Source organism: Mesorhizobium sp. M0410, from assembly GCF_040321435.1.
In the GTDB taxonomy this organism is placed as follows: domain Bacteria; phylum Pseudomonadota; class Alphaproteobacteria; order Rhizobiales; family Rhizobiaceae; genus Mesorhizobium.
In genome coordinates this window covers 333,590-353,057 of record NZ_JAMYRN010000003.1, presented here as the reverse complement: position 1 = coordinate 353,057, position 19,468 = coordinate 333,590, and the positions used below count along the sequence as shown (strand labels likewise).

General features: G+C 61.8%; 17 protein-coding genes and 2 pseudogenes. 11 read left to right on the top strand and 8 right to left on the bottom strand.

From position 1 onward, the window contains the following. Positions 1 to 52 precede the first annotated feature (52 nt). Both NKI63_RS05795 and NKI63_RS05790 read right to left on the bottom strand, forming a co-directional pair. Positions 53 to 1,009 carry an ROK family protein gene (locus NKI63_RS05795; protein ID WP_352690000.1) on the bottom strand — a complete coding sequence of 319 codons (957 nt, stop codon included), beginning with the start codon at positions 1,007 to 1,009 and terminating at the stop codon, positions 53 to 55. Positions 1,010 to 1,120: 111 nt separating this feature from the next. After that, positions 1,121 to 1,249, bottom strand: a pseudogene (locus NKI63_RS05790) (hypothetical protein); the annotation flags it as partial. Between the two features lie 143 nt (positions 1,250 to 1,392). On the opposite strand from NKI63_RS05790, the gene NKI63_RS05785 reads away from it, so the two are divergent. The 7 genes from NKI63_RS05785 to NKI63_RS05755 are packed head-to-tail and all read left to right on the top strand — an operon-like array spanning position 1,393 to position 8,281. After that, on the top strand, positions 1,393 to 2,658 hold the full coding sequence (locus NKI63_RS05785) for an ABC transporter substrate-binding protein (protein WP_352506261.1): 1,266 nt from the start codon (positions 1,393 to 1,395) through the stop codon (positions 2,656 to 2,658). Positions 2,659 to 2,714: 56 nt separating this feature from the next. Further along, complete coding sequence (locus NKI63_RS05780; RefSeq protein WP_352466746.1) at positions 2,715 to 3,653, top strand: carbohydrate ABC transporter permease; 939 nt, start codon at positions 2,715 to 2,717, stop codon at positions 3,651 to 3,653. Further along, positions 3,646 to 4,548 (top strand): carbohydrate ABC transporter permease, encoded by a 903-nt coding sequence (locus NKI63_RS05775; protein WP_254817037.1) that lies wholly within the window; start codon positions 3,646 to 3,648, stop codon positions 4,546 to 4,548. The genes NKI63_RS05780 and NKI63_RS05775 overlap by 8 nt, the downstream gene beginning before the upstream one ends. Before the next feature lie 10 nt (positions 4,549 to 4,558). After that, positions 4,559 to 5,656: an ABC transporter ATP-binding protein gene (locus tag NKI63_RS05770; protein WP_352506263.1), complete on the top strand. Its 1,098-nt coding sequence runs from the start codon at positions 4,559 to 4,561 to the stop codon at positions 5,654 to 5,656. 3 nt (positions 5,657 to 5,659) lie between these two features. Beyond that, entirely contained in the window at positions 5,660 to 6,433 is a 774-nt protein-coding gene (locus NKI63_RS05765) for an SDR family NAD(P)-dependent oxidoreductase (RefSeq protein ID WP_352506264.1), read from the top strand. A 37-nt stretch (positions 6,434 to 6,470) separates the two neighbouring features. Beyond that, positions 6,471 to 7,472 carry a sugar phosphate isomerase/epimerase family protein gene (locus tag NKI63_RS05760; RefSeq protein WP_352702894.1) on the top strand — a complete coding sequence of 334 codons (1,002 nt, stop codon included), beginning with the start codon at positions 6,471 to 6,473 and terminating at the stop codon, positions 7,470 to 7,472. Further along, positions 7,469 to 8,281, top strand: coding sequence for an SDR family NAD(P)-dependent oxidoreductase (locus NKI63_RS05755; RefSeq protein WP_352702892.1), 813 nt, complete (start codon positions 7,469 to 7,471; stop codon positions 8,279 to 8,281). The genes NKI63_RS05760 and NKI63_RS05755 overlap by 4 nt, the downstream gene beginning before the upstream one ends. Before the next feature lie 138 nt (positions 8,282 to 8,419). Here NKI63_RS05755 and NKI63_RS05750 read toward each other — a convergent pair. Continuing rightward, a pseudogene (locus NKI63_RS05750) lies at positions 8,420 to 8,856 on the bottom strand (DUF2267 domain-containing protein). Positions 8,857 to 9,536: 680 nt separating this feature from the next. On the opposite strand from NKI63_RS05750, the gene NKI63_RS05745 reads away from it, so the two are divergent. Next, the gene (locus NKI63_RS05745; protein WP_352647488.1) at positions 9,537 to 9,908 is read left to right on the top strand and encodes a VOC family protein; all 372 of its coding nucleotides are present in this window, start codon (positions 9,537 to 9,539) and stop codon (positions 9,906 to 9,908) included. Between the two features lie 846 nt (positions 9,909 to 10,754). After that, positions 10,755 to 11,219 carry a hypothetical protein gene (locus NKI63_RS05740; protein ID WP_352702887.1) on the top strand — a complete coding sequence of 155 codons (465 nt, stop codon included), beginning with the start codon at positions 10,755 to 10,757 and terminating at the stop codon, positions 11,217 to 11,219. A gap of 39 nt (positions 11,220 to 11,258) precedes the next feature. On the opposite strand, the gene NKI63_RS05735 is transcribed toward NKI63_RS05740, so the two are convergent. The 3 genes from NKI63_RS05735 to NKI63_RS05725 all read right to left on the bottom strand — a co-directional run bounded on the left by NKI63_RS05735 (position 11,259) and on the right by NKI63_RS05725 (position 15,038). Further along, positions 11,259 to 11,933 (bottom strand): LuxR C-terminal-related transcriptional regulator, encoded by a 675-nt coding sequence (locus NKI63_RS05735; protein WP_352478353.1) that lies wholly within the window; start codon positions 11,931 to 11,933, stop codon positions 11,259 to 11,261. Then, complete coding sequence (locus NKI63_RS05730; RefSeq protein WP_352776987.1) at positions 11,930 to 13,348, bottom strand: sensor histidine kinase; 1,419 nt, start codon at positions 13,346 to 13,348, stop codon at positions 11,930 to 11,932. The genes NKI63_RS05735 and NKI63_RS05730 overlap by 4 nt, the downstream gene beginning before the upstream one ends. A 172-nt stretch (positions 13,349 to 13,520) precedes the next feature. After that, positions 13,521 to 15,038 (bottom strand): S10 family peptidase, encoded by a 1,518-nt coding sequence (locus NKI63_RS05725; RefSeq protein ID WP_352702883.1) that lies wholly within the window; start codon positions 15,036 to 15,038, stop codon positions 13,521 to 13,523. A 279-nt stretch (positions 15,039 to 15,317) separates the two neighbouring features. Here NKI63_RS05725 and NKI63_RS05720 point away from each other — a divergent pair, with 279 nt between their 5' ends. After that, complete coding sequence (locus NKI63_RS05720) at positions 15,318 to 15,821, top strand: hypothetical protein (RefSeq protein WP_352506272.1); 504 nt, start codon at positions 15,318 to 15,320, stop codon at positions 15,819 to 15,821. Between the two features lie 113 nt (positions 15,822 to 15,934). Here NKI63_RS05720 and NKI63_RS05715 read toward each other — a convergent pair whose 3' ends face one another. Together NKI63_RS05715 and oiaX are read right to left on the bottom strand one after the other, a co-directional pair. Next, the gene (locus NKI63_RS05715) at positions 15,935 to 17,269 is read right to left on the bottom strand and encodes a four-carbon acid sugar kinase family protein (RefSeq protein ID WP_352820695.1); all 1,335 of its coding nucleotides are present in this window, start codon (positions 17,267 to 17,269) and stop codon (positions 15,935 to 15,937) included. Positions 17,270 to 17,273: 4 nt separating this feature from the next. Beyond that, positions 17,274 to 18,536, bottom strand: a complete 1,263-nt coding sequence (oiaX, locus tag NKI63_RS05710) for a 3-oxo-isoapionate-4-phosphate decarboxylase OiaX (RefSeq protein WP_352506274.1) — start codon at positions 18,534 to 18,536, stop codon at positions 17,274 to 17,276. A 183-nt stretch (positions 18,537 to 18,719) separates the two neighbouring features. Between oiaX and NKI63_RS05705 the strand changes: the two genes are divergently transcribed. After that, on the top strand, positions 18,720 to 19,433 hold the full coding sequence (locus NKI63_RS05705; protein WP_254817024.1) for a transcriptional regulator NanR: 714 nt from the start codon (positions 18,720 to 18,722) through the stop codon (positions 19,431 to 19,433). Positions 19,434 to 19,468 lie beyond the last annotated feature (35 nt).

Sequence of the window (19,468 nt, the reverse complement as noted above, 5' to 3'; positions counted from 1 at the left end):
CGCACCGATTTGGAACAACGAGCCTCAGAGTACCACCCGAAGCGGAGTCAGGTCATTGAAGCCGGCTGTTGTGGCGCAGCACGAGGCCGACCGCGCCGAGCAGTGCGTCGTTCTCCGTGTGCTTGCCAACGATTATCCGCGTGCGCAGCGCAGGCGCCACATCGCGGGACTTGATGAGCGTATGGCGTTCATATGACGCGATCAGTGGCGCCAGGAGAATGTCGCCCGCCAAGGCCATGCGGCCGCCGATTATGATGAGCGGCGGATTGAGCACCGAACCGATCAGGCCAAGGCCACGGCCGGCGAACTCTGCGGTGTCCTCGATCATCCGCAGCGCCCTCACGTCGCCCTGCTCGGCCATCATGATCACATCGTCCATCGTGACCGGCCGCCGCACGATGCGCGAAATCTGCTCGAGCGGCCGGGCAAAGCTGGCATAGAGCTCCAGGCATCCGCGATTGCCGCACCGGCAAAGGTCGCCGCCGGGATCGATGCTGATGTGCCCGAATTCGCCGGCGCCGCCGGCGATGCCGCTCACCAGCCGGCCGTGCTGGACAATGGCCCCGCCGACGCCCAGATCGACCTTGAACAGCACGAAATCGTCGTGGCCGACGGCCGCACCCCACATCAGCTCGGCAATGGCCGAGCAGTTGCTCTCATTGTCGGCGAAGATCGGCTGTTCGAGGACCGGCCCGAACACATCGCGGATGTTGACCCCGGCCCAGGTCGGAACAATACTCGCGCGCAGCACCACTCCTTCGCGGCTGACTGGGCCCGAGACGGAGACCCCAACCCCCAGGAGCCCCGCCATCGGCAGACCGTTCTCTTCGTAGCATCGGGCAATTACTGACTTGGCGAGCTGGGCCGCCTGTTGCGGCTGGTAGTCCAGACCCATGGGGATAGTTTGTTCGGCAACGAAAGAATGCGAGACGTCGGCGACGACGCACCGCATCTCGTCGAGGCCCAGGTGGATGCCGACGCAGGTGCCCGCAGCGGGATTGAGCGTCAATGCCGTGGCCGGCCTGCCAATGCCCCTGGCCGCGTCACGATGGGCCGAGGATTCGATCACCATCCCTGACTTTCTCAAGCCGTTGAGCGCGGTTGAAACCGTCGACCGCGCCAAACCGGTAATGCGGGTAATTTGCGACGCGGAAAGCACGCCGCGCTCGCGCAAGCATCGGACGATCAGGCTCTCCGGCGACGCGGACGGCCTGTCGATCAGCCAATTTCTAAGCGAAGGTTTGTTCATGATGAGCACAAAGCATGTTGACTGATAGCTCAAATATGTCATCTTGGAAAGAACGGAGATTACTGCATCTCGCCGGCCACGACCTCAAATCGCAGGCCACAAGCGGTCGAAACGAACCGTGCATCACATATGGGAGTGAAACGATGAAATACCTGAGGACGGCCTTTGCGGCCGCTACCGCCTTCACCTTGATTACCGGAACAGCGCTCGCGGAGCCGAAGACCAACCTCTTGCATCAATGGGCCACCGGATCGGACGCCCAGGCTATCGCCAAGCTCGGCGAGATGTTTACCGCCAAGGGTGGCACCTGGCAGCAGACCTCCATCGCAGGCCATACGGCCAATACCCTGGCCAAACTGCGTGCCGATGTGATCGCCGGCAACGCACCTCCCGCTGTGCAACTCAAAGGCCCCGAGATCGCCGAATGGAACGAGACGGGCATGACAGCCAATCTCGACGACCTGGCGAAGGCGGAAAATTGGGAGAAGGTCGTCGCTCCCGAATTGCTGCCGGTGATGAAGCCGACCGGGAATTGGGTGGCAGCGCCGATGAACATCCACCGCATCAACTGGCTGTGGGCATCGCCGAAGGTCATGAAGGACGCGGGCGTCACCGAGATGCCGAAGACATGGGCGGAATTCAACGCCGCCTGCGACAAGATCGTGGCCAGCGGCAAGATCTGCATTTCGCACTCGACCGCCGACTGGACCGACTCGACGGTCTTCGAAGTGGTCGTGTACGGTCAGGACCTCGATCTCTACAGGAAAGCTTTCGTCGAGGGCGACGTCGATGCCATGCGTAGCGACGGCATGGTCAAGGCCTTCGAGCAGTTTCGCACCATGACCTCGAAGTACATGGACCCCGGCATGAACGGGCGTGACTGGGATACCATGTCGCATCTCGTCGGCCGCGGCGAGGCCGCCTTCCACATCATGGGCGACTGGACGATCGGCCTGCTGACGGCCGGCGGCTTCAAGGAGGGCACCGACTATGTCTGCGCACAGGCGCCGACCGATTGGGGCAAGCCCGGCTTCATCTTGAATTCGGACTCGGTCGTGTTCTTCAAGCAAAAGGACCCGGACTACATCGAGGGACAGAAGCTGCTTGCCAGCATCATCCTGTCGCCCGAATTTCAGACCATTTTCAATCAGACCAAAGGGTCCATCCCGGCCCGCCTCGACGTCGATCTTTCGAACGGCTTCAATCCCTGCCAGCAACTCTCGCAAAAGGATCTGCAAGCCTCGATCGCCGCCGGCACGCTCGTGCGTTCAATGGCGCACAACATGACGGTTCCGCAAAAGGTCCGCGGCGCAATAATGGATAGCATCACGGAGTTTGTAGCAACGCCGGATATGAGTGCGCAGGACGCGGCCAATGCGATGGCGGATGCGGCCGAAGCGCAGGAGTGACGCTGCCGATGATGGCCGGGGCGAAGCGCCTGGCCAGACCTCGCCGGAGCAGCCCGATGTCCACCCATGATCTGATTGTACCAGCCGCAGCTGCCGCGGCCCGTCCGTGGCGCGAGCGCCTGGGCACGATGGTGCCCATTCTGGTGCTGGCGCCATCGATAGCGGCGAGTTTCATCTATGTTTTCGTCTTCACACTCTGGACGCTCTACATCTCCCTGTCCAATTCGTCGCTGTTGCCGACCTATGGGTTCGTTGGCCTGGACAACTACGCTTCGCTTTGGGCAAACCGGCGCTGGAACATCGCCTATACGAATCTCTTCCTGTTCAGCGGCTTCTATATCGTAGGCTCGATGGCGGTTGGCCTGCTGCTCGCGATCGCGATCGACCAGCGCGTCCGCGGCGAGGCGGTTTGGCGCACCATCTTTCTGTACCCGTTGGCGGTGTCCTTCATCGTCACCGGTACGGTGTGGAGCTGGCTGTATAACCCTGTCGACGGTATCCAGGCCTTCGTTCGAGGGCTTGGCTGGACCGACTTCAGCTTCGCCCTGACGGCCAACCGCAACACCGCGATCTATGCGGTGATCATAACCGGTATCTGGCAGTCGTCCGGCTTCGCAATGGCACTTTTCCTGGCTGGTCTGCGGTCGGTCGATCCGGATCTCGTCAAAGCCGCGCAAATCGACGGCGCGTCGGTTTTCCGGACCTATCGGAGGGTCATCCTGCCAACCATCGCTCCGATATTCCTGGCGGTGGCGGTCATTCAGATACAATTCGCCATCAAGACCTTCGACCTGGTGGCGGCGCTGACGCGGGGCGGGCCAGGCGTGTCCACGACCTTCCCCGCCATCTATGTCTACGACCTGATGTTCCAGCGCGGCCAAATCGGCGAGGGTGCCGCCGCGGCGATGATGATGCTCGCGGCGGTCGCGGTAGTGCTGGTGCCGTACTCCTTGTGGATCGTCTGGCGCCGGCGGGCGGAGGGCCGCAATGGCTGAAGTTGCCCCTAATGCCCGTTTTGATCCGGAGGAAGCCGCTGCCACGCGCCGGCATTTCTGGAGCCGCTTCCTTGTCTATGCCGTGCTGACGCTTTTCGCGGTCGTCTATCTTGTGCCATTGCTGGTGGTGATCTTCAACTCATTGCGCGAGCAGTCGGAGATTGCCCGCAACGGCCTCATCTCCGTACCGCGCAGCTTCCGGTTCGATGCGTGGGCGCAGGCCTGGGGATCCTACTGCGTCAGCGGTACCTGCGAGGGCATGAAGCGCAATTTCTTTAACTCGCTGGCGATGACGATCCCCGCCACCATCATCTCGACCATTCTCGGCGCCATGAACGGCTACATCCTCTCCAAATGGCGCTTCAGGGGTTCCGAACTGATCTTCAATCTGATGCTGCTTGGCGTATTCATGCCCGGCCAGATTTCGCTGATGCCGTGGGCGTTCCTGCTCGGCAAGCTCGGCCTGACCAATTCGACATATGGGCTGGTGCTTATCCACGTCGTCCAGGGCATCTCGTTCACCACCCTGTTCTGCCGCAATTTCTACGTCAGCATACCGGACGACCTGATCAAGGCGGCACGCATCGACGGCGCCGGCTTCTGGCGGATCTTCCGCAAGATCATCCTGCCCCTGTCGCCGCCCATTCTGATTGTCACCGTCATCTGGCAGTTCACCGGCATCTGGAACGAGTATTTGTTCGGCGTCGTCTTCACATCAGGCCAGCAGCAGCCCATTACCGCGGCACTGGTCGCGCTCACGGCCGGCGGCACGACCGCGCGTGCTTACGATGTGATGAGCGCAGCCGTGCTGATCGGCGCGTTGCCACCGCTGCTGATCTATCTGTTCGGTGGAAAATACTTCGTGCGCGGCCTCACCCAGGGCGCCATCAAATGAGGCGTCGCCCATGTCCGCGTTGATGATCCGCAACCTTCACAAGAGCTACGGCTCGCTCGAGATTCTTGCCGGCATCAATCTCGAGGCTAAGACCGGAGAATTCGTCGCCCTTGTCGGCCCGTCGGGTTGCGGCAAGTCAACCTTGCTCGCCATGATCGCCGGCCTCGAAACCGTCACGTCGGGCGAGATATGGATCGGCGACCGGCTGGTGAACTCCGTGCAACCCAAGGACCGCGACATTGCGATGGTGTTCCAGTCATACGCCCTCTATCCCACCATGACAGTGCGCCAGAACATCACCTTCGGCATGGAAAGCCGCGGCGTGCCAAAAGCGGCGCAGGCGGAAGCTGTCCAACGGGTTGCCGCGCTCCTGCAGATCGAACAGTTGCTTAAACGCAAGCCCGGCCAGCTCTCGGGCGGGCAGCGGCAGCGCGTCGCGATGGGGCGCGCCCTCGTACGCGACCCAAAGCTGTTTCTGTTCGACGAGCCCCTGTCCAACCTGGACGCCAAGCTGCGCGTCGATATGCGTACCGAAATCAAGAAGCTTCACCATCGCGTTGGCAAGACCACGGTGTACGTCACCCATGATCAGGTCGAGGCGATGACGCTTGCATCCCGCATTGCGGTGATGAACCAGGGCTCGGTCCAGCAGTTCGACACGCCGAAGCGGATCTACGACCGGCCGACCAACATGTTCGTTGCCGGTTTCATGGGATCGCCGGCGATGAATTTCATCCCCGCCCGGCTTACCGGCTCGACCAGCATCTCGGTACGCGCCGCTGACGGCAGCGATGCCAGCCTTGCCCTTGCCGCGCCGATGTCCGCCGGTGCGCCAAAGGACGTCGTGCTCGGTATCCGGCCGGAACACATCTACCGTTTCACGACCGATCTGAAGTCGCGCAAACCTGCTGTGGCGTCCATGCAGGCGCCGGTCGAACTGGTCGAGCCGACCGGGGCCGAGACGCTTGCCGTGCTCAGGCTGGGTGACCTGGAGATCACCGGCCGTTTCGAGCCGGACGACGCTCCAGTCATGGGCGAGACGATAACGCTGGGCATCGATATGTCGCGCGCCTGTCTGTTCGATCCAACAACCAAGGCGCTTCTGTAATCGATGTCCGTACAATTCGCGACTTATCCGAGCTTGACCGATCGGGTCGTGCTGATCTCCGGCGGCGCCTCCGGCATCGGCGCCGATATGGTCCGTGCCTTCGCCTCGAATGGCGCCCGGGTAGCCTTTCTCGACGTGCAAGACGAGCCAGCGGAGGCGTTGGTGAGCGAGCTCGCTGGTGCCGCCGGGCAGGCTCCCTTATATCTCCATTGCGATGTGACCGACGTCGATGCGCTAAAGGCGTCGGTAGAAGGCGTGCGCGCGCGGCTTGGTCCGGTCGCCGCCCTGGTGAATAACGCCGCCAATGATCAACGCCATCCCATCGACGCGGTAACGGCCGACTATTGGGACCGCAGCTTCGACGTCAATCTGAGGCATCACTTCTTCGCCGCGCAGGCTGTGCATCCGCATATGAAGGAACTCGGCTTCGGCTCGATCATAAACTTCTCTTCCATCGCCTGGCGTTTCGGAGCGGACCAGATGGTGGCCTATGCCACCGCCAAGGGGGCTGTGGTGGCGCTGACGCGTGCTTTGGCGCGCTCGTTCGGACCGGATAACATCCGCGTCAATGCGGTCGAACCCGGCGCCGTCATGACCGAGCGGCAGCGCGAGCTGTGGTTCAAGACGCAGGAGGCAGTCGACCAGACGGTGCAGCGGCAATTGATCCGCCGCGTCCTGCTGGGCGAGGAGATTGCACGCACAGTGCTCTTCCTGGCAGCCGACGACAGCCGCATGATCACCAAACAGTCCATTACCGTCGATGCTGGTCTGCGCTAGTGACGCTTCTCCGCTCTCCATTGGAACCGCCAAGCTGATGCTTCGTCTCGGCCTCAACCCCTACGGACTGACCTATCATCTCGGACTGCAGGGCCGCGGCACGCCACGGCACAATCCGGACGGCGTGGGGCTGGAAGGCTTCATTACGCTGGCGCAGGAACTAGGCGCACGCACGCTCGAGATCTACGAACCCTGGTTGACCGACTTGACTGACGCCGAAATCGTCGCCCTGCGCAGGCGTCTTGCCGCGCTGGACATCGTCCCGGTGGTGAGCGGCGGACTGCTGGTGGCAGGTCCGCTGGACAACGCCTTTCGGGCTGCGCGGCTGCTCGAGGCGACGACGATCCGTATCGCACTGACGCCTGTCCTGTGCGGCGACCGCAATGCGTGGGGACCGAAATGGAGTGAGTTCAACGCCACGATTCGCGCTGCCTTGACGGAATGGGGGCCGCGTGCGGCGGCCGAGGGCTGGATGCTCGGCATCGAGAACCATCAGGACTTCGGCAGCGACGAACTGGTTGCGTTCTGCGAACTCGGCAGGCCGGGTGTCGGCATCACCTACGACACCGGCAACACCTTTCCTGTCGGCGAGGCGCCGCTTGCCTTCACGCGCCGGATCGCGCCCCATGTCCGCCATGTTCACCTCAAGGATTATCGCATTCAGTTCACGGATGAGGGCTACCGTCTGGTCCGGTGCGCGATCGGCGACGGCGCCGTGCCATTCGCCGAACTGGCAGCCATCCTTGGCGAGCACCACGACACGCTGACGGCGGTGCTTGAGCCAGGCGCGCTTGAGGCCCGTCACGTTCGCTGGCTCACCGACGACTGGTGGAACGGATATGCGCAGAAGACCGCCCGGGAGTTCGCCGCGTGCCTGAGTGCTGCGCGCGTGAACCGCCTTGCGGACGACGCCGACTACCGCACGCCATGGGAACGGGACGATGACGGCGCGCTCGTTTCGTACGAGCTCGACATGATCCGGCGCAGCGCCGCCAACATGAAGAAGTTCGATTTCATTGCAATGGAGAAATCAGCATGACTGCCCGAGAACTCAGCGGCCTGACCGCCTTCGTAACCGGCTCGGGACGCGGCCTCGGCCGCGTGATGGCCGACCGCTTGGCCGGACTTGGCGCAAACGTCGCGGTCCACGACCTCGATTGGACTCGGCCATCTCAATATGGCGAATTCGCGGATCTCGGCGACTCTGCCCGGGGCTTGGAGAAGCATGGGACGCGGGTGACCGCGGTCACCGGCAATATAGGCGACAAACAAGCTGTCGCCGATATGAAGAGGAAGATCGAGGCCGATCTCGGCGACGTGCACATTCTGGTCAACTGCGCCGGCGGCGACATCGGCGCCAAGGGCGTAAAGCCCAATCCCAACAACGCACTCGATATCGACTACGAAGACATCAAGGTTCTAACCGAGAACAATCTCATCGGCACGATGCTGGTCTGCCAGGCGTTCGTTCCGCCGATGGTCAAGCGCGGCTCAGGCTCGGTGATCAACATCGCCTCGGCGGCAGCGCATATCGGATGCTCGCCCGAGGTGGTCTACTCGACGCTCAAGGCGGCTGTCGTCCATTATACGCGCTGCCTCGCCAAGGAATTGATCGACGATGGCGTACGCGTCAATGCGGTGAGCCCTGGCGCCACCAAGACGGCACGGTTCCAGGCGAGCCGCGTGGTCGATCCGCAGCGCATGGATTCGAGCAAGAAATCGCTGAACCGGTATGCGGAGCCTGAAGAGATCGCCGAAGCGGTGGCCTTCCTCGCCGGCCCGCGCGCCCGCTTCATCAACGGACAGGTCATCCGCGTCGACGGCGGTTTCACGATCTTTCCAGGTTAAGCCGCGACAGTTCACATCGGCTGCCCAGCTAAGCCTCGCCATCGAGCGGGGCACACAGCGTCACCGGGTCGACCAGACCCACCCGCGCTTACGTTCGAAGCTTCGGTCCGTCGCGCGTCCGCATGAGCAGGATCGCCGCTATTTGACGCCCACGCTTTCAGGCCAGAGGACCTGGATTTCCTTTGGCAGCGCATCCCGCACCTTTGCCGACTGGCCAAGGTCGATATGCCGTGCAAGCACACGCAGCACCGAGCGTGCCGCATCCCCGGGATCGACAGCACGGGTCGATTTCAATTCATCGGCGATGTGTTGCAGGAACTCCTCGAGCGAGCGTGTCTTGTCGGGCATGTCGGCGGGCCGATAGCGATCATAGTAGGCCGCACGAGCAGCGGCAGTTCCGCTCCCAATTTGGCCGCCAGTCCGACCTGCAGCCTGTCCCGAAGGGTTCGCAGAACGGCGCCCAATGTATGCCAGGCGACGTGTCGATCCGGACCAAGATCCACCATGATCTCGTCTAGCCAGATGTTTGTTATTTGCAGCGTTTTGTCAAAAACGTCCAAGCCGGTTGCGCTCATCGTCGCCTCCTCGAAAGGTTCTGCGGGCGAAACGGCGACCGGAGATAATTGTTTCGCGGTCCTGTGAAAATCGCCTGGCAAAGCGGCGGAAAGCGGTTCGGTCGGAGAGCCTGTCGGGGGTTGGTCTGCTCGACACTCTGCATCTGCCGGATTTCGGCGATCTGTCGGAAGTGGCCGTTTTCCACCACGTTGAGTGCAGTCACCGCGGCCAGATTGTCGCCTTTCATTCCACCGTACGGCCTCGCGATAGGCGATTCCCTTGAAACGGATATCGCGCACTGCCGCTAGAACGTCGCACCGGCTCGGATGTCCCTTGGATACAGTGCTGGCGTCTTTGATCGCGGCAAGAAGAAGACAGGCCGAATCGTGGGCGTTCACGGCATAATTGCCGATCGGTCCGAAGCGCGCTGCATAGCGCGCGGCAAACTCGGCCGAACCGCCACCCTGCCCGGTTCGGGCGTGGCGGAAAGCACGAGAACGCCTTGGCCAACACTGAGCTTGCGCTTATCGGTTCCGAACGCCGTCAGCAATGAGACCAGTCCTCACGTTGCCCGAACCCGGCTTTTGCCGGATATCTCTTGACCGATTGAGCGGCCCGCGCCGACAATGGCATTGGGAAGATGGCGGGATGTCGCCCACGGTGTTCGGCACCACTTGGCGAAAGCTGCGAAAGGGTTGTCATGGATTGGAAGCTGGAACTGGTCCCGGTCCCCGTATCGGACGTCGACAATGCCATCGCCTTTTATGTTGGGAAGGTCGGCTTTCACCTCGATCATGATCACACGGTAAGCGACGAGATACGTTTCGTGCAATTGACGCCGCCCGGTTCGGCCTGTTCGATTGCCATGGGCAAAGGCATCGTCGACAGCACCCCGGGATCCATACGGGGTCTGCAGCTGGTTGTGCCCGACATCGATGAGGCGCACCGGCATCTGGCCGCCCAAGGCATCGAGGTCAGCGATATCAAGGATTTTCCCTGGGGCAGATTTGTCTTCTTTGAGGATCCTGACGGCAACACATGGTCTGTCCAGCAGCTCCCTCCTCGCAACTGAAGCGGCGCGCTGCGGCAGGACGATGCTCGACCCAGACGCGATGACCAAAAGAAAAGGCCGGACTGTTGAGCCCGGCCAAGCGTGAAGGTCTGTAACCTCCAGAGGGGAACGCGCCGGACGCAATGGGAGGAGACATCCGACGCAATCCGCATATGGGTCTCTACTGGTGACGTTTCAATGACATGCAGTGGACCAATGTCGCTTCGCCATAGAGCCAGGAAGGTAAAGCATTCGAAGGGACCGGTGGATCGCGCCGCCTAGTTGACACAAAGGTCGCCGAATGCAGGCGGCTCCTTGCATAGGGACTTCAGTCTGTAGGCCTGTCGACCAAGGGCCTGCACAGCCGAACTTTGGTCCGAGGCTGCTATCGCAAAAGCCCGAAACGCGAGAGTTTCAGGAACCGAGTTCAGAAGAGCCCCGTTGCGATGCCGACTGTTACAGGAGGCCGCTATGGATTCGAGCGTTCACCAGGCGCGTTGGCTGCTTTTTCCATTATTTGGCCTGTGTTTCGGGATCGCAGCCATTGGATTTATTGTTGGCTGACGGTGAGAACTCGGCGCCCCCGCCGAGAGACGCAACGAAGCGAAGGCAAAAGACTTGCGCAGTAAATAGTCCCTTCCTGCGCCAGCGAGGCCCACCAGTTACCCTCGTGGGACTGGTGGGTCTTGACCTTGCCGATACAAACCATTGTTTTAAGCATCGCACGAATTCGAACAGGAGGCAGCACGAAAGGTCCGTATGATTAAGGGGATTTCCGCCATGCGACTGGCAAGTTCATTGATGACGACCCGGAGACGAAGGACCGGATCTTCGCGAGGACGTCATGTCGGCATTTCTGTAGTCGTTTTGACCTTCGTTCTCGTCGTGAGCCCCTATCGCGTCGTGTTCGACGGACTATCGCAGCCGCTCGGCCCGCTGGCTGCCTGGGCCAAAGACGGCGGGAACGGCAACGGCAATGGCGGGAACGGAAATGGGAATGGGGGCGGCAATTCCGGCAATCCGGGTGGAAACTCCGGCAATTCAAACTCGAATGCCGGAGCCGGCAAGGGCAAAGCAAAGTCGCAGGACGACAATCTCCCTGATCCCGCCGCCGCGGTAACCCCGGGCAGCAGGCCAAAACTCTTTATCAATGCAACCACGGGAGACCGGATCGAGGTGAGTGGGCCGAGCATTGGCGTGGTGCATTCGAACGGCCTCAGCGAGCGCGTTGATAGCGGCCAATATGAAATGCGCGATGCCAAGGGCCGTACCATCATTCGGCGCCTGGCGACGCGTTCCGATCGGGACAGGTTGCTTGAAATGATCAACTGACGGCCAGATCACACAGCCGCCCCGTGAGGCTGTTTCGGCTCAAGCATGATCGCGAACAGGCGAATGCCGGCGCTCAGTCGCATCGCGTAAAGTCATTGCGGCTTCGGTCCTGTTGCTGACGTTGAGCTTGGCCAGGATTCGCGTCATGTGGTGCTTTATCGTTTTCTCATGCAGGTTCAGCCGAAGCCCAATCCGTTTGTTGCTCAGGCCCGCGGCAACCAGCGTCAGGATCTCCCTTTCGCGGCTGGTGAGTTCGGCAAGTCCGTCGGCTTTCGCCGGCTCATTTGATTGAGCCGACAGATCGGCCAACAGGCGTGCCGACAATTGTGGACAGACATATCGTTCGCCCGACGCTACCGTGCGCAGGATCGTAGCCAACGTCCTCGATCCGACCCCCTTCAGAACATAGCCCCTTGCCCCGCTCTGCAATGCGGTCATCACGTGCTGGTTTTCTTCCGAAACGGTCAGCATCACGATTTTCAGTGCCGGATGGCTCTCCAGGGCCGGTCCGATCACGCTGAGGCCGCCTCCGGGCACCGAGATGTCCATCAGCAGAATGTCGGGCCGCCGGTCTTCGACTATCCGCAAGGCATCATCCCTGCTGCTTCCTTCGCCGACGATCTCGAACCCGCCGATCTGATCGAGCGTGCGCACAACGCCTTCCCTGAACAGCGGGTGGTCGTCAACGATGGCGAGCCTGATGGCTGCTGTCATGTCTGCCCCATTTCAACGATGTTGAGAGCCATTTTCACGATCGTGCCACTTTGTGAGGACGTCACGGTAAACTGGCCCCCGAGGCTTTCCACCCGCTCGCGCAGCCCAACGAGCCCCAGCCCCTCGGGACGCACGATTTGTGGATCAAAGCCGGGGCCGGCGTCGGACACTTCGATACAAACGCGTTCGCCGTCGAAATGTTTCTCGACCGACTGACCTTCACCTCCGGCATGACGGAATCCATTGTTCAGCGTCTCCTGGACGAAGCGGAAGATACAGATCCTGGCCGCCGGCGACAGCGGTGTATGGCCGCCGGTCATGGATAATCTTACTTTGACGCCGGTTCGTTCTTCGTGCGCCTGTACGGCAATCTGGAGAATTTCACCCAGTTCGGCATGCTCTATATGCGGCAGGACAAGGCCCTTGCTGATGCTCCTGATCTCGCGCATGGCATCGTCCAGATGTGCTTTGATGGCCCGCAATTCCTGCGCACGCTTCGATTGCGGCGTAGCAGGATCGGCAATGACCGGGCTATCGATCCCCAGCGCCGCGAGAGCAACCAGTTGCGCGGGGCCATCGTGCAAGTCCGCGCCGATGCGCCTGAGATAGCGTTCGTTGAGTGCGGTGGCACGCTGCGAAGCGCGCTGCACCCGCAGCCTCAAAAGTCTGTTTTGAGCGAGCAGATCGGAAAGCTCGGCAATGCGCTGCTTCAACGAGCGGCTCTGTGAGCTGATCGTGCGGCTGCCACGGAACACGATTGCCGACAGCCCAAGAAAGAAGGCCGCTGTGACGGCGGCAACGTCCAGCCAGGTTCGAATGAGTGCCTGATGCAGGTTTTTTTCAAAATCAGTGGCGACCTCGTAGAATTCCGAAACGGCCACCACTTCCCCCGACCATGGCTGCAGCACCGGATTGTAAATCTCGAGGAGATGCAAGCCGCTGGCTCTTTCGGCCTCACTGTCTGGATCGTCGAGCCTGTCGAACTCCGAAACCATTTGGCCGGCGAATGCCGCCCGGAGATTGTCGCTGGGTTCAAAGCGCTTGCCGATCAATGTCTTGTCGGTCGAATACAGGATGGTTCCGTCGCGACGCCAGAGCTTGAAGGATTCGAGCCTTGTGCCGAGTGCCCCTTGTCCCAGCGTTTCATCGAGCGCATGGGCTACGCTCTCGTCGAGGACTTCGCTCTTGCGCATATCCGGAAGCAGCGGCGCAATAACGCTGTCCACGTAAAGAGCCGTAGCGGAAGCCGAATTCTGCGTGACCACGGTTTCTATATGGTTCGTGACTGAAATCCCCACCACCACCATGGCCGACAGGGAGAATAGACCACCCGCGAGCAGGAACTGCGTGGCCAGCGACAGCGCGTTCCAGCGGTCTACGAGGCTTGTCAGCCTGTGTGGCCTGGTATTCCGCATAGCCCGCTCGGCAGCACGCCGCGCCAGTGGCGCGATTCTGGAGAGCCGGCTAATCCGCTGTCGAACGTCGCTAAAAGACGCCATCCTAGGTGTGTAACCGATCAATCGCGATGGAACTAGGGCCTGATGAGAGGGCGAACAGCGCATCCGACGCTTTTTTGCGCAAATCGTCTCATTGCGTCGTTCGGTAAAGCTCGGACGCAGCCTGCTTCAGCGCCGCCCGCCCGTCCGGCCTCAGATACATCATGTGCCCGCCTTCCAGCACCTCGCTGCGAATGGGCTTTGCGCCGGCAAGCGAAGGAATTTGACCAAGCAGGTAGCGCGAGCCCATGTACGGCGTCACCAGGTCGCTATAGCCGTTGACGATCAGCACGCCGAGGCTGGGGTTCAGCGTGCGCGCCTGCTGAAGGTCGTCCATGACACCCGCATAGCCCTGACGCGTCGGGCTCGTTCCATAATCCCAATTGCCGCTGACTTCGCGGTTGAGCAGCCGATAGCTGATATCCGTACGGAAGTTCAATTCATCACGCACATAGCCGACGAAAGCGGAGGTAAGCGCCGGCACGCTTCGGTCGAGCACCGGATCGGGACCCTCGACTCCCAAGCTCTCCGGCGCCAAATCCGCCGTTGCGATGTTGCCGTCATAGGCGCTGAGAACATTGCCCTTTGCCCGTGCAAACTCCTTGGCGAACAGCCCTATGGGAATGCGTGCAAAGTGCCGCTGGACGAGATCGAGCGGCAGACCGGTGATTGCGGCGACACGCTGGCTCGCCAGGCGTCCACCCTGCTCCAGCCCACCTGCCAGCGCGGCCAGATAATCGCCGAGCGCATAGCGTTCGACTTCCGCCAGCCGCTCCTGCAGGGCCGGACCGGAAACGCCTTCGCTGTGCAGGCGCACTGCCGCCAGCGACGGCAGTTCCAGCGCCCAGTGGAGCGGCTGGAACTCGTCCGGACGCACCAGCGTGAATTCGAGCGCCGGCGAGATCAGCACGACGCCACTCGGGCTGATGCCGATGTCTTCCTGAAGCTTCCTGGCGAGCAATGCTGCTCGAAAGCCGCCATAGCTTTCACCAGCCAGGAAGACAGGCGATGCCGTACGGCTGGTCTGCGCCAGATAGAGCCGGATAAACGCGCCTATCGACGCGGCGTCCTGGCTGACGCCCCAGAAGCTGTGTGCTTCCGTGCCGGGCGCTTCACGGCTGTAACCGGTTCCGACAGGGTCCACAAAGACCAGGTCGGTCATGTCGAGCCAAGTGTTGGGGTTGTCGAACAGCCTCTGCGGCGGCGGCAGGAAACTTCCATCGGCCGCTGTCGCCAGAACCCGCGGACCGAGCGCGCCCAAATGAAGATAGGCGGAAGCTGCTCCCGGACCGCCATTGAAAACGAAGGTGATCGGGCGACGCGGATCCGGTCCCGTTTCTTTCCCGGCGTGCAGAGCATAGGCGACATAGAAAATCTCGGCGGTGATATCGCCTTTGCCGGACGGTAATGACAGCGTGCCGGCCCTGGCCTCGTAATCGAGCGTGCGTCCGGCAATGACGATCGAATGATCGGAAGTCTGCGGCGGTGGCAGGAGCGAGAGAACCCCGCCGGTGGGCGGCGGCCGCTGGGCCGTCTCCGCGTGACCGACCCCAGTTCCGGCAACCAACAGCAGAAGAGCGAGGGCGATTTCTTGCAGCTTGATAGGCATGACGTCTCCGGAGCAATCGGCAGAAACTAGCACACCGTCGGCCGAACCAAAGTCACAGCACCGTGCGCCAGTACGTCTGACAAGAAGGGGTCGGTTTGGGAAATCCGATGCCCAGGCGGAAGATAGGGCGCGAGGGTCACGGCGGCAGCCTCAACCTCTTGCAGCGGATGCGCGCGGCGGAATGACCTACCAAACGACTTCGTGAATTTTCTGCCGGTTGACTCGATTGGCCCACTTCCTAGGTTGGCATTCGGGGCTCCCGTGCAATCCGAAGTCGGTATGACATCATTCCACACCCGAAAGCTTGCCCTTCTCCTTCTATCGGCAGGCGCCGCCATCCTGTCTTCCTGCGTCATGCCCGACGACACCTCGAGCACCGCGAGGGAAGACGCCACGGCGGCGGCAGCCCGCAAGGAGATGGTCGGCCTTAGCGAGGCGGACGTTCGAATGTGCGCCGGCTTTCCGACCGCCACTGCCGATGTCGGCAAATCCGGCCAGATCTGGACCTATCAGCGCGTCGTTCAACGCGGCAATCTCAACATTGTGGTTCCGACCGTGGCCATTGGCCCGGTCCCGGCGCTCGGAGGTTCCGTCAACGTCGCCCCCGGCGGCTATTGCAACACGCAAATTCGAATGGTTGACGGCCGTGTTGCGGAGGTTGCCTACGCCGGCGACAACAACCTGCCGAACAACCGCGATGCGCTCTGTGTCAGCACGGTCGACGCCTGTGTCGCCTATGCCCGTCAATATCGTCCAGGCAAGGCGATGGGCCGTACCAGATAGCGGGATGAGTGGCATTGCCGCCGACCTAAACGTCTGGGGTTTCTGGTTTGCCGGCTAATGACTATCCCCGATCTCGATCGAGCATCACCGATTTGAACAGATATTCCCCGCTCTCAACCGCCGACCCCATCGCGAATAGCGGAGAAATAGCTGTCGGTTCCGACCTGCCCGCCCTTGAGGGCAATTTCCAGCCCGTCGATCGCCTTTACGCGCGAATGCGCCACACAAAGCGGCGAGCCCGGCGATGCCGGCAGCGGCATTCGCACCGTCAGCGCGTCGACGCCCATCTGGCCAAGTGCATGGCTCGACGTGTCGCCGCCGGCGATGACCACGCGCGGCAGGTTCTCTTGAAGCGTCAGTTCGCGGAGAAGCTCGCCAAGGCCGCGGCCGAGCTTATGGCGGGCGCCCTCCCTGAGATCGATTTCAGCACCGCGCTCGGCCGCAGGTCCGAGCGCGGTGTAGAGGATGACGCTCCGCCCGGCCCGTAGGCTGGAGCGGCCGGTTGCGACCGCGCGCGCAATAGCGTCGTTCGAAGCCTCAGAAACCAGTTCGACCGGGTCGAGCTCGATCCCGTCGAAGCCTTCGGCCAGGGCATACCGGATCTGTCGTTCCGTCGTCGGCGAGCAGCTCCCCGAGACCACGGCGATCCTGTCGGCAGCGCCCGGCGGCGAAAAGGCGGGTTTGGCATCCACGATTCGGTTCGATGTCCATTCGACCAGCAAGGCATATTCGATGCCCGAAGAGCCGACGACGAAATAACCGCCCGGCTTGTGAGCGCGCCAAATCTCCTTGCCGGCAAGCGCCTGGGTTTCCAGGCTGTCGACATCGACAAGCACGATACCTGTGCCATCCTCCACAAGCCGGTCGAATGCTTCCGACCGCGACGCAGACTGCAGCGTCGCCAGGTCGATCAGGCCCGAGCTAAGGTCTGTCTGGCGCGACAGATGGATCAGCAGGTCGGATTCGTCCATCGGCGTGATCGGATGGCGGCTCATCACGGGATGGCGGTCGATACGGAAATATTTTTCGCGATAGGCCGCGAACAGATGACCGAAGGCGGTGTAGCGCTTCAGCTGCGGCGCGCCGACCACCAGCGGCACGCCGTCTTGCCGGAAAACCGAGCGGCCGATCTCGATCGCCCGGCCGATGCTGCCGATCGCCGGGCTGGAATCGAAGGTCGAGCAGACCTTGTAGTGGCAGATCTCGGCGTTGACGGTCTTCAGCCAGGCGAAGGCATCTCGCAGATGCGTGTCCATCCACTGCGGCGTCTCGCTGCGGCTGGTGCCGGCCAGTCCAAGGGCGCGGCAATGCGCAAATTGCGAAAGCAACGCCGCGTCCGGCTGGCGCATGAACAGGACGGTCGGCACGCCGCCGAGCTCGAGCGCTTCCATAACGTCGGTCGAGCCGGTCAGGTCGTCGCCATAGTAACTCAGAAGCAGGTTTTGCATGGCGTCAGGCCGCCTCGCCGCCGCCGAACTTCTCGATCGACCGCGCCAGCTCGACATGGCTCAAGGCATAATCCGCCAACGGAATATCCTGGACCGCCGCCTGCCAGGCCTGCTGCACGGCGCGCACGCCGGCGCCCGGCCCGTCCGGGTGGCTGACGATGCCACCGCCGCACAGATAGAGAAGATCGACCGTCCGGCCGGTTCGCTGGAAGGTTTCAGGCGCCTGCCCGCCCCACTGGCCGGAACCGGCGACCGGCAATGCGCAATCGGCCGGCGAAAAGATCGGCGTGGTCACCGCCTTGAAGGATTCGACGAAGGACCAGTCGGGTTCCCAGTATTTCGAGGCGATGCCGTTGATCTGGAACTGGTCGACGCCAAGCAGGCGCCAGAACTGCTGCCAGACCTTGAAATCCATGCCGAGACCGGGATGACGGGTGAGAATGTCCCAGCCATTGCGGTGGGCATGGAGCACAAGGCTGGAGCGTTTTCGAAGGTAAGCCATGCCGCCGAAACCGATCGAATTGATGTTGACCACGGCGCAATTGCCGCCGGCCTTTGCCACCAGGTCGTGGTTTCGCATCATCTCGTCGGGATCGGCATGTGAGATGCCGAAGGCATACATGACCTTCTTGCCGGTCTTCTGCTCGTGGTCGAGGATCAGCGGCATGATTGCCCTCACCCGCTCCGACAGCGGTGAATAGGCCGGGCTCATCAGCTTCTCGTCGTCCTTGATGAAATCGACGCCGGCGGCAATCAGCTCTTGCACCATTGCGGCCGTCTCGGGCGGGCGGAGCCCCAGCGCCGGCTTGACGATGGTCCCGATGATCGGACGATCCGCGACACCGGTCAGCCTGCGGCTGCCCGTGACGCCGAATTGCGGGCCCGGATGCGCGCCCCGGTACTCCTCGGGTAGCCTCATGTCGACGATCCGGATACCGGACAGGCCCTTGATCGAAAATGTGCCGCCGATGGCGATGGTCATCAACGCCGACAGATCGGTGCCGATGGCGTCTAGCGGAAACGCGATGTCGACGTCGGCGCGCTTGACCGGGCCATTGCGCGCTTCGGGACCGGTTTCGGGAAGAGACGGCCGATCCGCATCGGGCAGATGCCGTATCGCCAGGACTCGCGCCGCGACCCTGGCCTTGAGCTCTTCGGTCTCGCCGGCCAGCGCGACGAAGGTTCCAGTCGACTGGTCGCTTGCGATCTTGGCCGCCAGCGCCTCGATATTGCCGGGCGTTTCGATGCGATAGGTGAGAACAATCATATTCGCGCGGCCTGCCGGGGTGGTTCGAAAAAGGTTCCTTGGCCCTTGAAATCTGGTATAATGAGTACATAAGCTTTGCAAGCCCTCTCCGGCTGGGCAGAGCCGGGCGAGCCGGCAGCAGGCGTTCCGGAATTCGCGCCGGAAATGCTAGATAGGGGCCGGTCAAAGGAGTGATTCGCGACGATGAACCGTTCGGAGCCGATCGTCCGGCGCAAGCTTTCCGACGAAGTATTCTTGAGACTGAAGCGCCTGATCACCAGCGGCGAATTGCTGCCGGGTGACGACATGCCATCGGAGCGCGAATTGATGGAGCGCTTCGAGGTCGGCAGGCCGGCGATCCGCGAGGCAATGCAGGCATTGAGCAATATGGGCCTCGTCGCGATCTCGCATGGCGAGCGGGCGAAAGTGCTGCAGCTGACCGCCAAGTCGATCATCAAACAGGTTGACGGCGCCGCCAAGATCATCCTGTCGTCGTCGAAGGACACGCTGGAGCACCTCAAGAACGCGCGTATCTTCTTCGAGCGCGGCATGGTCAGGGAAGCCGCGGAGAGGGCAACCGCCGAGGACGTGCAGCGGTTGCGCGCAACGGTTGCAGAGCAGCGCAGCCATCGTGGCGACTCGGAAGCCTTCATATCCGCCGACATGAAATTCCACACCCAGATCTCGGCAATATCCGGCAACCCGATCTATGTCGCCGTCAGCGAGGCAATGCTTGGCTGGCTAAAGGAATACCACACCGAAATGCTGATCTGGACCGGCAAGGAAAAGTTCACGCTGACCGAGCACGAAGAGATCATCGGACGCATCGAAGCCAAGGATGCGGATGGCGCCGAGAAGGCGATGATCAAGCACCTCGAACGCTCGCGTGCGCTTTACGTGATGAACTCCGGCAGCTGAAAATCAAGAGCAAGGTCCGGACCGGCGTAGCGGCC

What these genes read in the sequence shown, in the direction of transcription:
- NKI63_RS05785 (WP_352506261.1), top strand. Translation starts at nt 1,393, where the DNA reads ATGAAATACCTGAGGACGGCCTTTGCGGCCGCTACCGCCTTCACCTTG.
- NKI63_RS05780 (WP_352466746.1), top strand. Translation starts at nt 2,715, where the DNA reads ATGTCCACCCATGATCTGATTGTACCAGCCGCAGCTGCCGCGGCCCGT.
- NKI63_RS05775 (WP_254817037.1), top strand. Translation starts at nt 3,646, where the DNA reads ATGGCTGAAGTTGCCCCTAATGCCCGTTTTGATCCGGAGGAAGCCGCT.
- NKI63_RS05770 (WP_352506263.1), top strand. Translation starts at nt 4,559, where the DNA reads ATGTCCGCGTTGATGATCCGCAACCTTCACAAGAGCTACGGCTCGCTC.
- NKI63_RS05765 (WP_352506264.1), top strand. Translation starts at nt 5,660, where the DNA reads ATGTCCGTACAATTCGCGACTTATCCGAGCTTGACCGATCGGGTCGTG.
- NKI63_RS05760 (WP_352702894.1), top strand. Translation starts at nt 6,471, where the DNA reads ATGCTTCGTCTCGGCCTCAACCCCTACGGACTGACCTATCATCTCGGA.
- NKI63_RS05755 (WP_352702892.1), top strand. Translation starts at nt 7,469, where the DNA reads ATGACTGCCCGAGAACTCAGCGGCCTGACCGCCTTCGTAACCGGCTCG.
- NKI63_RS05745 (WP_352647488.1), top strand. Translation starts at nt 9,537, where the DNA reads ATGGATTGGAAGCTGGAACTGGTCCCGGTCCCCGTATCGGACGTCGAC.
- NKI63_RS05735 (WP_352478353.1), bottom strand. Translation starts at nt 11,933, where the DNA reads ATGACAGCAGCCATCAGGCTCGCCATCGTTGACGACCACCCGCTGTTC.
- NKI63_RS05730 (WP_352776987.1), bottom strand. Translation starts at nt 13,348, where the DNA reads ATGCGGAATACCAGGCCACACAGGCTGACAAGCCTCGTAGACCGCTGG.
- NKI63_RS05725 (WP_352702883.1), bottom strand. Translation starts at nt 15,038, where the DNA reads ATGCCTATCAAGCTGCAAGAAATCGCCCTCGCTCTTCTGCTGTTGGTT.
- NKI63_RS05720 (WP_352506272.1), top strand. Translation starts at nt 15,318, where the DNA reads ATGACATCATTCCACACCCGAAAGCTTGCCCTTCTCCTTCTATCGGCA.
- NKI63_RS05715 (WP_352820695.1), bottom strand. Translation starts at nt 17,269, where the DNA reads ATGCAAAACCTGCTTCTGAGTTACTATGGCGACGACCTGACCGGCTCG.
- oiaX (WP_352506274.1), bottom strand. Translation starts at nt 18,536, where the DNA reads ATGATTGTTCTCACCTATCGCATCGAAACGCCCGGCAATATCGAGGCG.
- NKI63_RS05705 (WP_254817024.1), top strand. Translation starts at nt 18,720, where the DNA reads ATGAACCGTTCGGAGCCGATCGTCCGGCGCAAGCTTTCCGACGAAGTA.